The sequence below is a fragment of the Streptomyces sp. NBC_01268 genome (genome assembly GCF_036240795.1).
Taxonomy (GTDB): domain Bacteria; phylum Actinomycetota; class Actinomycetes; order Streptomycetales; family Streptomycetaceae; genus Streptomyces.
In genome coordinates this window covers 8150568-8164759 of record NZ_CP108454.1, presented here as the reverse complement: position 1 = coordinate 8164759, position 14192 = coordinate 8150568, and the positions used below count along the sequence as shown (strand labels likewise).

Below are 14192 nucleotides of genomic sequence, written 5' to 3'. Positions count from 1 at the left end.
AAACAGAGATTGGCTGGTGGGGGCTACCAGGACCTCGACCACCCGGTCGGCGGACCGAAGCCCGCACTCCCTCTCGTTACGCAGGGTATCCGCCCAATAAAATGTCACATTACCTCGGTCGGGATCACCAGCGACGGGTCACGGTGTGCCCGGCGACGCAATTTCGCCAGCAGATCCGCTGTCGCCTCGTGCCCTGGAGACTCTGACAGACGGACCGCGAGCCGCTCGCGCGGTGTTCCCCGGCCACGTACCGCCACATCGACCACGCACCCGTCACCCAGCTCGGCGTTGACGGCCCGTACGATCCGGTGCGCGTCGACGTACCCGGACCGGAAGGCGAGCAGCCCGGACACCGCGGGCCGCGCGTTGAGCGCGAGGTCCATGTGCGCGGCCCAGCTGACGGTTCCTTCCTCTTCCCGACCCTTCTCCTCGTCTCCGGCCGCCGCGAGTTCCGCACCCAGGCTTTCCAAGGCACGCAAGAGGGCCGAGGCGGCCGGCAGCGGCAGAAAGGCTTCGTTGGCTTCGAGAGAGAGCACCATGGGTTCCGTTCCTCTGCCGGGCCGCGCCGCGAGATAGGTGAGGGTCGGGTCGGCCGGTTCCGTGGGTTCGTGACGGAATGTGCTGGGGGATCGCGTGCCGTACGGCATGCCCGTACGGATGGCCCCACCGCGTCGGGAGAAGAAGTTGTACTCCAGTCTCAGGCGGGTGTTGAATCCCGTGCTCTCCTGGCGGCCGTCCAGCATCCTGCGAAGAGCGCGAGCGTCGTGGTCGGCGTTCCGATGCAGATTCCTTGTCGCGGCCTCCACGGTCTTCATGAGCTCATCCGGAGCCACTGCTCCCGTGGGAAGGACGACGGGCACACGCAGGGCGCAGCAGTGGACGCCCGTCGGATAGGTGAACCTGTTGGAGGAGATGACGCACAGGGACGTGGAGGGCAAGCCGGTGTAGCGGGCGATGACGAAGGCGTAGAGGCCCAGCAACGCCTGGGCCGGCCACAGCCCGTTCCGCTGGGACAGGACGGAGACCGCGTGCTGGAGCGACTCCGATGCGAACGTGGCCGTGTAGCCCGCCGAGCGGCGTTCGTCCCACCGCGGGTACGAGGTGGGGGCCGTCGCGTCCAGCACCTCCCGCCAGGGCTCGAGACCGTCGCCCTCCTGGCCGGCGCGAGCCGCCTGGATCAGCGCCTCGTCGATCGGCTGCCGTGGCGGCGCGACCGCCAGATCCGTCTTCCCCTGGCTCAGCAGCGTCAACGCGCTGAGGAACTCGCGGTGGAGGATCTGCATGCTCCGGTAGTCGGCGACGATGTGGTGGAACGCGATCAGCACGTCCTTCGCCGTGTCTCCCTCGGCAAGGATGTCGAAGGTGATCGGCGGCTCCATGCCGACGGGAAGCGGCTCTCGCCGGAGCGACGCCAGGTAGGACTCTGTCCATCCGGCCTCGCTCGCAAGAGCTCCCGGGTCGATCGTCCGGATCCGCTCGGCTCCCGGTTTCCACACCTTCTGGACCGGGTCTCCGGAGTCGTCCCGCTCGAAGGTCGTACGGACGATCTCGTGCCGGCGGGCAAGCAGCGCCAAGGCGTCGCGTACCGCGGAGACCTCGGTGTCCGCAGGGAGAGCCCATCGCTGGGTCAGCGTCCGGGTCCACGCGGCTTCCGGGGCGCCGACGAGCACTTCCTCGTACTCCACGAGCTGCGCGAGCTGCCCGAAGGTGAGGGGGCCCGTGCGCTCGAGAGCTCGGGGCGGCTCGGCGGAATGGGAACGGAATTCGGAACGGGAACGGGTCACGGCGTGCTCCCTTGCACGAGGGGGGGACGGTACGAGAGGGGAGACGGGGCCTGATCGGCGCAGAGAGATCGATACGGAGGCGACGGCGGGGCTCCCCGGGGGCGACGCCCTCGGCGCGGTGGCCGTCCGGGCGCGGCGCGCTCGGGCGCGGGCTTGCCCCGGCGTGACGATCAAGGCGGTCGGGCAGAAGGCCGCCTACGACTCTGACGCGAGGCTCGCGGCAGCCGTCGGTTGATCGACAGTCGGACTCGTATCGTCGGCAATCCGGCGAGCGGAAGTCAACAGCGCAGATCGGCCGTCCCACTTCGACGGAGCGCACAGCGACGGCGCAGGGCGAACGCGATCGGCGAACGGGGCGTCGTCGGTCACCGCCGCCAAGTCGGTGCCCGGAAGCCCGGGGAAGCGCGCCGTGGACGTCGCGGAGTTCACCGACGCCGCTGATGGCTCACGAACCTTCCGCGGCGTTGACGAGGGCTGACCCGGCGGACGAGGGCTGACCCGCGGGACGAGGGCTGACCCGCGGCAACGGGCCGGTGACCAGTCAGTACAGAGGCGTGTGCGGCATCTGGCTGTCGGGCCAGAACGGGTCGTGCGGCGGAAGGGGTGCCGGTGGGTTCCTGCGGGCCTCGGCCACCGCGGACAGCAGGCGGATGGGCCATTCCGTCACCCACATCAGGGCGACCGCCCCGACCAACGGCCAGAAGCCCGTGATGTCCACCAGACCGGTGAGCCAGGCGATCAGCCAGAGCACCAGGGCGTTGGCGCAGACGAGGACGAGCGAGGCGATGCCCGGCACGGGCAGGGTCAAGGTCAGTGCCGGGCGCAGCTGGAAGACGGCGACGACGACGGCGAGCGTCAGCCAGTGCGGGGCGTCGGCGGTCACGCCGTCCAGCCAGGCCACGGCGAGGGCCAGGCCGCCCAGGCAGGCGAGGTAGCCGGCCAGGGCGCGCAACGCCGCGGCCGCGCGGCCCTTCACCGGTACGACGAGCACGAGGAGCAGCACCCGCTCCACCGCTGCGACCACGAGCGCCGCGGCCACGACCTCCTTGGCCCCTCCCCCGAGTTCGACGTCGAGACCCAGCCCGGCAGCCAGCTCTGTCCCGGCCCACAGTCCGACCGGCCCCACTACGGCGGTGACGAACACGGACAGCAGCAGGCCGAGCCCGACGTAGCCGAACTGCCTGCCGATCAGTGCCATGAACCGCGCGTCGGAGCCGTGGTCGAACTCCTCGGCCAGCCTTCTCTGGTTGGCCGCCACGACGCGCCCGAGCAGTCGCCTCAGCGGCACGGGGACGAGCACGACGACGGCCGTGAGCACGGCCGCGACCACCGCCACCGCCGACATCCGCTCGACGACCGCCGCAGCCGGAGCCACCCGTAACCGGTCCACCCCCTCGGCCGCCACCCAGATCCCGACTCCCGCGCACACCCACCGACCGATGACCCGCCCCGTCGCCTTCATACACCCAGAATCCCGCCGTCCCCCGCACAGCGGAACCCCTCGGTGCCCGGCTATGGACGGCACGTACGCCCTGCCGCGGGCGCGCTGCTCGGACGGTCCCGGTCCACGGCTCGCACCCCCCTCCGCGCATCAGCGCGGCCGATATCCGTGAAGCATCGTCTTCTTCCCCCGATGTTGGCAGGCCGGGATCAAGCCTTACGTCGATCCTCCGTCGGTCCGATGGTCAGGCGGCAGGCAGGACCGCACCTCGGGGTGGTCCGCGTGGAGATGGTCGAACGGTGTTTGCTGGGTGTCGCGCAGGTGTTGGTCGAAGAAGGCACGCAGGTAGGTGCGGGTGATCGTCATCGTGCGCAGCCCCGAGGTGGCCGCGCCGAGCGGCAGGCCGAGCTGGTCCGCCAACAGGCCGACATCAGTGAAGGACGGGTGCCTGGCTCCCGCCACCACCAGCCAGCGCCTCCAGCCGGTCAATAGGGGCCAGTCTCGGGCCCACGTGTCAGCGGCGGGCCCGTCGCCGGGAGAGTACTGGCCGTCCCGGCCGAGGAACAGGAACGGCCGGTCCAGGCCGGTGTGCGGGATGAGGGGGCCGGTACTGCCGTCCACGTTGCTGCCCGCGCGGATGCGCTCGTCTGCGAGCATCGCCGCGATGGTGGCCGCGCCTCCCGCGGAGTGTCCGGCCATGCCGATCCGGTCCGGGGCCAGCCCGGCCGCGCCTGCCCACGGTGGGTCGCTGCCGAGGAGCTGGTCCAGCACGAACGAGGCGTCGCGGGCGCGCCCGGTCTTCACCTTGTGCCAGAACTCGGCGGTGCGCGGAAACCCGCGGCCGAGGGCGAAGGCGGCCACCCGCCCGTCCGGAAAGGTGGTGGCCGCGGTCTCGTAGGTGTGGTCGATCGCGACCGCGACGTAACCGTGGCTGGCCAGGTCCTCGCCGATCGAGGTGAGCGTGGCACGCGGCCGGGTGAAGCCGGGCGAGAGAACGATCAGCGGCAGTTCCCGCAGTCCGGGGTCGAGCGGAGCGTCCGGGAAGGCGTTGGTGCGCACCGAACTCAGCGCCTCGGGCGCGATGGCCACGGGCCGGCCGGCCAGGACGTGCGCCGACTCGGTCCGCGTCAGGTAACGGGCGCGCGGACCGGACGGGCGTGCGGCCGGGTACCAGATCGAGATCATCAGCTCGCGCGTCGGCACGTCCGCGACCCACGGGTCCGGGCGGGAGACATCCTCAAGGTACGCCGACGTGGTACCGACCGGGTGCGGCCCGGTCGGTGCCGGCAGGGTGGGTGTGGCCATGCGGTGCATGGTCGTCGGCCGAGCCCGAGTGCGCCATCGGGGAGATCCCCGATGTGCGATTCCGGGGTGCTCGCCGAGCCTGCGCGCTTGGCAACTGACGGTGCCCGCTTGGCTCACCGCTCACCGCTCACCGCTCACGGCTCACGGCTCACCGCTTACGGCTTACGGCTTACGGCCTACGGCCTACGGCTTGCGCGCGACGCCGCCGGCGATGCACCGCTGGGCAGCGTTCTGCTCGGTCTGCGGATCGTCCCGTCGCCAGTCGGTGCATCGCACCAGCCCCGGGTCGACCATCTCCAGACCGTTGAACAGGTCCTTCAGCTCGTCCGTGGTCGAGAAGGTGCCACTGCCCATCATGCTGTGGAGGAACATGCTTTCCATCATTCGGGCGGTCTCGCTGTACTCGTCCTCCGGGTCCAGGAAGTGACTGAGTGCCACATAGGAGCCGGGCGGAAGGGCGTCGATGTAGGCACGCATGATGTCTTTGCGTGTGCGGGTTTCCTCGTGCTTGTAGTGGTGGAGTGTGCCCATGTGCAGCAACGCGATCGGCTTGTCCCAGTCCAGGTGGGAGCGCACGAGCTCGTTCGAGAGCAGCCGCTCCGGCTCGAAGATGTCCTCGGAGACGATGACGGCGTTCTCGCTCCCTTCCAGCAGCGCGCGGCTGTGCGCGAGCACCAAGGGGTCGTTGTCCACGTAGACGACCCGTGAGTCCGAGTCGACCTGCTGCACCACCTGGTGGGTGTTCTCCGCGGTGGGCAGGCCCGAGCCGCAGTCCAGGTACTGGGTGACGCCTGCCTCGCCGGCCAGGAAGCGGCACGCGCGGATGAGGAAGGCACGGTTCTCCACCGCCAGGTCCGCGGCCTCCGGAGCTGCCTTCATCACACCCCGGACCACCTCGCGGTCCACCTCGTAGTTGTCGGTGCCACTGAGGAAGGCGTCGTACACCCTGGCGATACTGGGCTTGGTCGGGTCGATGTAGGACGGAATACCGGACATGAAGCCTCACAGGCAGTCTCGACAGGACCGGACGGTCAGCGGCCTCGCCGTCCGCGGAACCCGCCGACGGCATGAGAGATCGGTGCCGAGGGCGGACCTCACCCGTCCGTGCGACGGCGGTGCGGCTTCGAAGCCGCAGCCATCCTTCCGTCCCGTGATACGGCCCCCTACGTGACATGCCGCCCCTAAGGAGTGACGCCGTCTTGCCCGGGCACGCTCCGGCTGCCCGGTGACACCTGCTCCGCCGGCCGCGAAGGGCGGGCGGCGGAGCAGGCTGGGCGGGACCGCGTCAGCTGTCGGAGCGGAAGGCTCCGTGGACGCGCAGGTCTCCCTGGATGGCGACCTTTCCGTCATTGGTGTGCAGGATCCAGGATTCCCCGTTGCGGACGGACAGGTGTCCGTTGGCGTTGACCTTGCCCCTGAACCGGGACTCCCCGAAGACACGGAGGATCCCCTTGGTGGTGAGGTCGCCGGCGACGGTCACCGTACGGGCGGCCAGCACCTCGCCCTCGGCATCGAGGCGGCCGTGGACGATCAGCCGAGGCGGACCGTCCTGCGTCTCCAGGACGTCGTCGACGGTCAGACCGCCTTCCAGGTGGAGGCGTTCCTTGACCCTGGCGCGGTGGGTGACCATGTCGTTGAGGTCCGCGGTGCCCGCCGCGACGGTGCCCCACTGACGATCACCGGCGCCCTGGAACACGTTCAGCCCGCCGGTCGGGAACTCGATCCACCCATCCGCGGTCGTGCGGCCCTGCACCCACGAGGTGTTGATGCCGTTCAGGTCGGCCTTGTCAGCGGCGACGGTGCCCCACTCCTGGCCTCCGTCCTTGCGGACGTTCACGCCCGACCGCGGGAACTCGAGCCACCCCTTACCGCCGTCGACGTCCCCGACCCACGTGGTGTTCACGCCGGTCACCCGAATTCGCTCCGCCGTGACGACACCCAGGTCACCGCCGTCACCGTGGCCGACGGTGATCCCGTCGGCGGGCAGACGGATCCAGCCCGCCCCTCCGTCCCTTCCTCGCACCAGCGCCGTACGCACGCTGTCCACGTCCGCGGTCGCCGCGGTGACCGTGCCCGATGCCTGCCCGCTGTCGAGGATCTCGGCGCCCCGGTCGGTGAAGCGGATACGGCCTTCGTGGTCGGTGCCCTTCACCCACGGAGCGTTCACGCCCGCGGTCGCAAGGACCGTCTCCGCGACCGCCGCCTTGACCTCGACCGTGCCCGCCGCCCGCTGCTTGTCCAGGACCTTCGCGCCGAGGTCGGTGAACTCGATCCGCCCCTCGTGCTCGATGCCCTTCACCCACGGGGTGGCGAGCCCGGCGGTCGCGCTGACGCTCTCGAACTCGGGATTTCGCAGGTGGACGGTGGTGGTGAGGTAGTACCCGGGCTGATGCGGGCTCTTGGGGGTGGCGATCAGGATGTACGTGGCATCACGCTTGGGTTCCTCGCCCTGCTTCGGTGACCAGTGCCAGTCGCCCGAGGTCTGCGGGACGGGCTGCGGGGATCCGACCGGGCCCTGGATCTTGTAGTCGAGGTCTTCCGGACCGTCCCACCGCAGGGTGACCTGCTCCGTCGCGCCGAGCAGCGTACTGTCGGCGCGGAAGTTGCGCGGGATGCGCGGGGCATGCTTCAGCAGGCTCAACGTGACGAGGTGGTCGCTCCTGGGACCACGGCCGTGCGAGTCCTCCGCCACGGACAGCAGGACCAGCCCTTCCTCGGAGGAGACAGGGAAGTCGGCGATCTCGATGACGATGACCTCGCCCTTCCGCAGGCGCACACCGGAGAGCGCCTCCAACCGGTAAGTCCCGGTGGTGCCGTTCCAGTTCTCCGAGAGGCCGACCGAGGAGCTCAGGGTGCTGGCGCCGAGACGAGCTCGGATCCTGTCGACATGCGCGGTCAGGTGGGTCTTCCCGCTGCCGAAGGGGACCGTCACCTCGAGTTCGTAGAGCGTCACGGACCAGGCGCTCGGATTCGAGACGACGATGTGCACCACCCCTGGTGACTCCTCGTCCTTGCCCTTCCCGGACACCTGGAGCTGCCCGGGATCGGTGAGTATCTCGTAGTGCAGGTTGGCCATCGCCACATCTCCCTGTCCACTCCGCGGGCGCTCCCCCATAGGCGCGGTCCCCGCCGACCCAGCCCTATCCCGCCAAACACACCAAGAACCTCTTATCCGTCATGAACGACCGGAACAGAACAGCTCTGACCAAAAGATGATGAGCACACCCATGCCGGCATCGAAAACCAGAACGAAGAGCCGGACCGTCCGATGCGAGCAAGGCCTGGGGGCCGGCCCACCAGCAGGCCGCCGACCAGCCAGGCCGGGGGACGTCAGCGCCGACCCGTGCATGGGCAGTACCACGGGAGCGGCCGGGCGCAGCCGTGTGATGGCCCCGGCGCCGACCGTCGAGTGCCGTACTCCATCACCCGGCCATGGGACGGACGTCCTGCCGGTCGAATGACGGGTTGGTTCATCGGACTTGTGACGAGATGCCATAGGGGACATCCGGGTGGGATCCGTCGCGCACCGCAACTGACCACACTGCCCCCGCAGTCGTCCTGTGCAGTGGCATGACGACCAAGGAGGCACCTATGACTGGTTTTCAGGCTTTCACCCCGAGCTCTGCCGAGCTGATGGATCTCGACCCCTACCGCTTCCCCGCCGCACTCGAGGACCTGCCCCAGCCGACCCCGACCGTCTACGGCGTCATGGAGCGCGACGACAGCCCACTCCTCGCACCCACCCCGGGGACCCGCCTCCACCCGCCGCTCGAGCCGGCCGACCGCCGTCGTCTGGAACTGCACGCAGTCCTCACGACCGCAGGCATCGCGCCCCGGCCCGGCGACCTCGACGCCATCGAGGCCTTGTGCCGGCTGGACGACACCACCCATGCCGCGCTCCAGCGATGGATCAGCCACGCCTGACCCGCTCTGCGCCCACTCCAGACCTCGGACACCGGCCTCACACCCGTCACCCGAGGGCGAGCGGAAGCCGCGCAGCACCGGCTCACCCTCCGCAGGAGGTCTCGGTCCTCCTGCGGAGGCAGCTCCACACGGCAGGGCTCGGCGAAGCCGGACGGGGTAATCCGACCGTCCGAGTCGGTCAGGAGTCCCCGCCTTCACGCCCGGGCTGCGGCAGGATCACCCGTCGGCGGCCCCGACCTCTGCCCGTCCGCTCATGCGGGGAGGACGTGTCCGGTCGTCGCGTCCACGTGGGCGGGGATCTCATCGTGGCGGTCGCCGACGGTCGGCGTCCCCGTCGGCTCGAACATGAGAATTGCGGCTCCGGACGGCGCGTACGGCTTGTGCTCCGTACCTGCGGGGACGGTGAAGACCGCCCCTTGCTGCAGCAGGACCGTGCGCTCGCCCTCGGGCTCGCGCAAGGAGATGTGCAGTTCCCCGTCGAGCACCAGGAAGAACTCGTCGGTGTCGTCGTGGGCGTGCCAGATGTGTTCGCCCTCGACCTTGGCGATCCGGACGTCGTAGTCGTTGACGCGCGTGACGATGCGCGGACTCCACAACGCGTCGAAGGAGTCCAGGGCCTGGCGAAGGGAGATCGGCTGGTTGTTCATGGCCCCATCCTCGGCACCTTCGCATGGACAGCGTGAGTGCTAGGAATTGCACATGGCGAAAGAATCCTCGCACCCAGCCCACGGGGCAGACATCCACCGCGTGGTCGTGATCGTGGACCAGAACTCGAACCCGTTCGAGCTCGGCTGCGCGACCGAGATCTTCGGCCTGCGCAGGCCGGAGATCGGCCGCGACCTCTACGACTTCCGACTCTGCTCCCCCGAGCCCTCCACTCCGATGCGAGACGGATTCTTCACCCTCACAGGAGTCGCCGGCCTGGAGGCAGCCGATACGGCAGACACCTTGATCGTCCCCAACCGCCCCGACGTCGAGGTGCCCCGCCGGCCCGCCGTGCTCGAGACCATCCGACGGGCGCACGCGCGCGGCGCACGCTTGATCGGTTTCTGCAGCGGCGCCTTCACTCTGGCGGAGGCCGGAGTCCTCGACGGGCGCCGGGCCACGGCCCACTGGCAGTGGGCCGATGCCTTCCGCGCCCGCTTCCCTGCCGTCCACCTCGAATCAGACGTGCTGTTCGTGGACGACGGAGACATCCTCACCGCTGCAGGAAGCGCGGCTGCACTCGACCTCGGCCTGTACGTGGTCCGCCGCGACCACGGCGCCGAGGCCGCCAACTCCGTGAGCCGACGACTGGTCTTCGCGGCGCACCGCGACGGCGGGCAGCGGCAGTTCGTCGAGCGTCCCCTGCCCGACCTCCCCGACGAGTCCCTGGCACCCGTCCTGGCCTGGGCGCAGGAACGGCTGGACTCACCACTCGCGATCTCGGACCTCGCGGCGCGGGCGGCGGTCAGCCCGGCGACGCTCCACCGCCGCTTCCGGGCACAGCTGGGAACGACCCCGTTGACGTGGCTCACGGGAGAACGGCTCGCCTTGGCCTGCCGACTGATCGAGCGAGGCGAATCCCGCTTCGAGGTAGTCGCACGGCGGAGCGGTCTCGGCACCGCCACCAACCTGCGCACGCTGATGCGTCGCGAGACGGGCATCACTCCATCGGCGTACAAGCGCCGCTTCGGATCCGAGGTGAACTGACGGCAAGGACGCCCTGCACGCCGAGCCGGCTGAGAGATCACACGACCGAGTCGGCACAGGCGAACGCGCGCCCGTCATGACCGGCACGACAACGGCTTCTCGGGCCTTACTCGTACGCTCTCGGACGCGGTGGGCGATGTCCTCGGCGCGGCCGTGGACCACCAGTGCATCGACCAGCCGGCCGTCGAGCGCGTCCGGGTCCGTGTGCCCGAGTCCACGTATGGGGTCACGGCCGTTCGGCAGGGCGGCCGCGGCTGTGATGCGGGCCAGGTCGGCGGTGTGCCTACGTGGTCCCGACGCGCCGCAGGCCGTGCGTACGGGCGCTCATCCGCGCTGCCCGGCGGTACGTGCGGCGGTGGCGAGGAACGAGGCGATCTGGGACGCGCCGGTGCGCTCCAGCCATGTGCTGAAGTCCATCGTGCCGGGGTGGATCTCCCGGGTGGCGGGGATGTCCGCGCGGTAGCCGAGTTCGTTGAGCCACTCGTTGGCGTAGGCGAAGTCTTCGTTCAGCGCCCGGATCGCGTCGATCGGGATCTGAACGTAGGGCAGCGGTATGCCGAGTGCCTTCCCGATCGCCGCGGCGATCTGAACCGGTGTGAGTCCGTCCCCGGCCAGGGCGACGGCCCGGCCGATCCACTCCTCCGGCCGGGAGAACGCCAGCGCGGTGACGGCGCCGACATCGTCGACGACCATGATCTGCTGCGGGACCTCCGGCGCGAGACCGGTGGAGAGGTTCCCGTTCCGCAGCGCGTATCCGCCGGTGAAGTTCTCCATGAAGGACACCGGCCTCAGGATCGTCGCGGGCAGGCCGAGCGCGGCGACGTGGCGCTCGATCCGCCACTTGCTGACCAGGTGCGGCGGCCCGCGCCAGCGCCGTGGCCTGCGGGCCGTTCGGGTCGCGCGTCAGCGCGCGCACCTTCCAGCCGTCGCGGAGCAGGTGATGGGTCACGGCCCTGCCCTGCAGGCCGGTCGCGTGTTGAAGCTCGTCGGCGCCATCGCGCTGGCCACCGAGCAGGAGCTCGACGGCCCGGCGGAGGCCGACCTCCTGCTGTCGATCGCCATCGACGGCGTACGCGCGCACTGACCCCGGCTCCCACGAACGGCCCGTCGCGCTAGCAGGATCAACAAGCGGTCCGCCGGAATCGCCTCAGTGCGGCCACCGGCTCGACGGAGGGGCGCCCCCGGTCGCCCGCCCCCGCTGGCCCACGGCGTGATCACGGGTGAGCATCGAACGGTCGGAACAGACGGAGCCCACCGGAAGGACGTCCATGAAGAGCAGCTCGCTCGCCGAGATCGATGCCCTGGTCCGCGACGGGAGGATCGTGATGTCCGGGGACGACACCGCGGTCGTGGCGGCCGTGCAGGACGCGCTGAGGGCCGGCAGATCGGTGACGTTCTACCTCTCCCCCGGACAGGCCGAGACGTTCAAGGCGTGGTACTGGAGCCCGAGACGGATCAAGGACCGGGGCATGGAGCCGGTGTCCCGCGAGGAGCGGGAGAGGATCACCTCGGAGCTGGGCGTCAAGGACATCGGGCCCGCCCATTCCAACCGCATCGACTGCGAGTGCGGAGCCCAGTACGGCGCCTTCGAGTTCATCGGACAGGGCATCAAGGAGCACGGCAAGGAGTCCGTGGACGCCGTCCTGGACCTGGAGCACACCTACGTCCTGCGGGTGAACCCGACGACGCCCGCGGTCTGCGCCACCTGCGGCGCACGCATCCTGGTCGGCCACGAGTACGACATGACCAACAGGTACGGATGCTGCCGCTCGGAGAATCCGGTGTGATCAGCCGTGGGGCACGCCAGGGGGCCATCCCCATAGGTGCGGGGAGTGGAACGGCTTGCCCCGTATTCGAGTTGACCGCCCCGGCGGCGAGGCCGGGACCCTCCCCTCCCACACGGGGGGGGGCAGCTGCGCGGTCTCAGCCCCAGTCCTGCAGCTGCTGGAGCAGGTCGGCGTCGCCTTCCATCCGCAGCGAGCCGGCCGGGATGCGCATGTACATGAGCAGGGCCATCTCGCTCACCGTGCCGTAGATGGCGGCGGTGGGCTTGCTCTCGGCGGCCTCCGCCGCGGTGAGGCGGGTGAAGCGGGAACCGGCGGCGTCCACCGTCTGGCGCCAGGAGCCGGCCTCGGCTGCGTGGTAGTCCATGGTGGCGGGCTCGCCCGGCCACGGGACCGTGCCGGTGCAGACGGTGGCGAGGAACTCCTCGACGGCGTCGCCCGCCTCGGTCGTCGGCAGCTCCTTCGGGGTACCGGAGGCCAGCTGGGCGTCGTAGGTGTGGATCAGCGTCTCCGGGACGCGGCGGCGGGCCACGGCGGCCACCGTGTGCGGCGAGGCCAGTGGCTCCCACCAGGCCCAGCAGCCCCGGTCCGGGCCGGCCTCGCGCAGAGCGGTGAGCAGCTGCTCCGTCGAGTCGGCCAGCCAGGTGATGAGGGCCTCGCGCTCCCTGGGCGCCGCCAGCCCGTCCTTGCTCGGCCGCCCGTCGCCCGGCTCGGTGTTCAGCACGATGTAGGCCCAGAAGCGGTCCCCCTCACTGAGGTGGTTCGCCAGGTCGTACAGCGTCCAGCCCGGACAGGACGGGACGTCGGCGTCGAGGCTGGGGGCCGCGGCGACAGCGGCGCGAAACGCGGCGGACCGCTCGTCGATCATCCGCAGCAGGGTGGGGAAGTTGAGATGCTCAGGCACGCAGATCTTGTATCACCCGGACCGGCACTCTCGCACTCGGTTAAGACCGCCCAGCACGCCTCCTCCCGGGCGCTCCAAGAACTCCTGGCGAAATGATCTCCAAGGTGTTCGGATCACTTCGGGATTGATGATCCGGGGTGCGGGACAGTTCGGCCGAAGCCCTTGCAAGGCGACGACGAGTCGTGGGCGGCGCATGCTGCGCCGCGGAAGCCCAAATGCGTCGACAGCACCCCTCGGCACCCGGCACAGTGGCCACCCGTGACGAGCAGTGAACTGTGGACCCGCGCGACCGCCGACCGCTACGACGCCGAGGAGGCCGAGGCGTCTTCGGCTGCCGTTCTCGGACCGACCCTCGCCTTCCTGGCCGAGCTCGCCGGAGACGGCCGGGCGCTGGAGCTCGCCATCGGAACCGGACGGGTGGGAGTCCCGCTCCGGGAACGCGGCGTGCCGGTGGTGGGCATCGAACTGTCCGAGCACATGGCGGCGGTGCTGCGGCGCAAGGTCGACGAGGACACCCTCCCGGTAGTCATCGGGGACATGGCCACCACCGTCGTTCCCGGCGGGTTCGCCCTGGTCTACCTCGTCTACAACACCCTCACGAACCTGCTCACGCAGGACGAGCAGGTCGAGTGCTTCCGCAACGCCGCACGGCATCTGGAGCCCGGCGGTCGGTTCGTCATCGAGCTGGGTGTGCCGCCGCTGCGGCTCCTGCCGCCCGGCCAGGTCGCGGTGCCGTTCGACGTCTCTCGGCAGCATCTCGGCTTCGACACCTTCGACCTGGTCGAGCAGATGCTCGTCTCGCACCACTTCACCCGCGACGGCGACGACGGCCGCTACCGCCGCGAGAACTCCCGGCACCGGTACGCCTGGCCGGCCGAGCTCGACCTGATGGCGCGGATCGCTGGGCTCGAACTGGAACGTCGCGTTGCGGACTGGGACGGGTCCCCATTCACCCAGGACTCCGCGAAGCACGTCTCCGTGTGGCGCAAGCCGGCCTGAGGTCGGCCACCGGGCCATCAACGTCGGCCGTGCCCGTCTTGAACTTCCATCGGGAGTTCAGGCGGCGCCAGCGGATCAGTGCGCATCCGAGGGCGAGGAGGGCTTCGTGGATGTCGTCGTGGATGTCGTCGCGGATCTCCCGGCGGATGTCGTTGCGGATCTCCCGGCGGATCCGCAGGTCGCGGAACCAGTGCAGGTGGGCGAATGCTCGCTCCACGAACCGGCGTTGCGTGCCCGGGCCCGAGCCCTCACCGGCGGCACCGCCTGATGCAGCGGGATCAGCCGGGTGACGTCGTTGCGGTTGCCGCCGGTCAAGGTGGCGGCGAGCGGGATACCGGTGGCATCGGTGGGTGCAACGA

The 14192-nt window shown here is 70.1% G+C and carries 12 protein-coding genes and 1 pseudogene; 4 read left to right on the top strand and 9 right to left on the bottom strand.

The features are described 5' to 3' along the window. Positions 1-104: 104 nt before the first annotated feature. The 5 genes from OG309_RS36425 to OG309_RS36405 all read right to left on the bottom strand — a co-directional run bounded on the left by OG309_RS36425 (position 105) and on the right by OG309_RS36405 (position 7606). Positions 105-1784, bottom strand: coding sequence for a condensation domain-containing protein (locus OG309_RS36425; protein WP_329427652.1), 1680 nt, complete (start codon positions 1782-1784; stop codon positions 105-107). 541 nt (positions 1785-2325) lie between these two features. Beyond that, the gene (locus tag OG309_RS36420; protein WP_329427650.1) at positions 2326-3246 is read right to left on the bottom strand and encodes a hypothetical protein; all 921 of its coding nucleotides are present in this window, start codon (positions 3244-3246) and stop codon (positions 2326-2328) included. A 195-nt stretch (positions 3247-3441) separates the two neighbouring features. Beyond that, a complete protein-coding gene (locus tag OG309_RS36415; RefSeq protein WP_329427648.1) occupies positions 3442-4530 on the bottom strand; it encodes an alpha/beta hydrolase family protein in 1089 nt (362 codons plus the stop codon). A 183-nt stretch (positions 4531-4713) separates the two neighbouring features. Then, positions 4714-5526, bottom strand: coding sequence for an SAM-dependent methyltransferase (locus OG309_RS36410; RefSeq protein ID WP_329427646.1), 813 nt, complete (start codon positions 5524-5526; stop codon positions 4714-4716). 289 nt (positions 5527-5815) lie between these two features. Then, complete coding sequence (locus tag OG309_RS36405; protein ID WP_329427644.1) at positions 5816-7606, bottom strand: hypothetical protein; 1791 nt, start codon at positions 7604-7606, stop codon at positions 5816-5818. Positions 7607-8121: 515 nt separating this feature from the next. Here OG309_RS36405 and OG309_RS36400 point away from each other — a divergent pair. Then, positions 8122-8454, top strand: coding sequence for a hypothetical protein (locus tag OG309_RS36400; RefSeq protein ID WP_329427643.1), 333 nt, complete (start codon positions 8122-8124; stop codon positions 8452-8454). Positions 8455-8705: 251 nt separating this feature from the next. Here OG309_RS36400 and OG309_RS36395 read toward each other — a convergent pair whose 3' ends face one another. Further along, positions 8706-9101: a cupin domain-containing protein gene (locus tag OG309_RS36395; RefSeq protein ID WP_329427640.1), complete on the bottom strand. Its 396-nt coding sequence runs from the start codon at positions 9099-9101 to the stop codon at positions 8706-8708. A 52-nt stretch (positions 9102-9153) separates the two neighbouring features. On the opposite strand from OG309_RS36395, the gene OG309_RS36390 reads away from it, so the two are divergent. Beyond that, positions 9154-10146 (top strand): GlxA family transcriptional regulator, encoded by a 993-nt coding sequence (locus tag OG309_RS36390; protein WP_329427638.1) that lies wholly within the window; start codon positions 9154-9156, stop codon positions 10144-10146. 324 nt (positions 10147-10470) lie between these two features. Here the strand turns inward: OG309_RS36390 and OG309_RS36385 are convergent, their stop codons facing one another. Continuing rightward, complete coding sequence (locus tag OG309_RS36385; RefSeq protein WP_329428730.1) at positions 10471-10980, bottom strand: NmrA family NAD(P)-binding protein; 510 nt, start codon at positions 10978-10980, stop codon at positions 10471-10473. Positions 10981-11414: 434 nt separating this feature from the next. Here OG309_RS36385 and OG309_RS36375 point away from each other — a divergent pair, with 434 nt between their 5' ends. Beyond that, positions 11415-11933 (top strand): hypothetical protein, encoded by a 519-nt coding sequence (locus OG309_RS36375; protein ID WP_329427635.1) that lies wholly within the window; start codon positions 11415-11417, stop codon positions 11931-11933. 136 nt (positions 11934-12069) lie between these two features. On the opposite strand, the gene OG309_RS36370 is transcribed toward OG309_RS36375, so the two are convergent. Then, a complete protein-coding gene (locus OG309_RS36370; RefSeq protein WP_329427634.1) occupies positions 12070-12834 on the bottom strand; it encodes a maleylpyruvate isomerase family mycothiol-dependent enzyme in 765 nt (254 codons plus the stop codon). Positions 12835-13092: 258 nt separating this feature from the next. Here OG309_RS36370 and OG309_RS36365 point away from each other — a divergent pair, with 258 nt between their 5' ends. Then, complete coding sequence (locus OG309_RS36365) at positions 13093-13833, top strand: class I SAM-dependent DNA methyltransferase (protein ID WP_329427632.1); 741 nt, start codon at positions 13093-13095, stop codon at positions 13831-13833. A 49-nt stretch (positions 13834-13882) separates the two neighbouring features. Here the strand turns inward: OG309_RS36365 and OG309_RS36360 are convergent. Then, positions 13883-14178 (bottom strand): annotated as a pseudogene (locus OG309_RS36360) (hypothetical protein); the annotation flags it as partial. Positions 14179-14192: the final 14 nt, after the last annotated feature.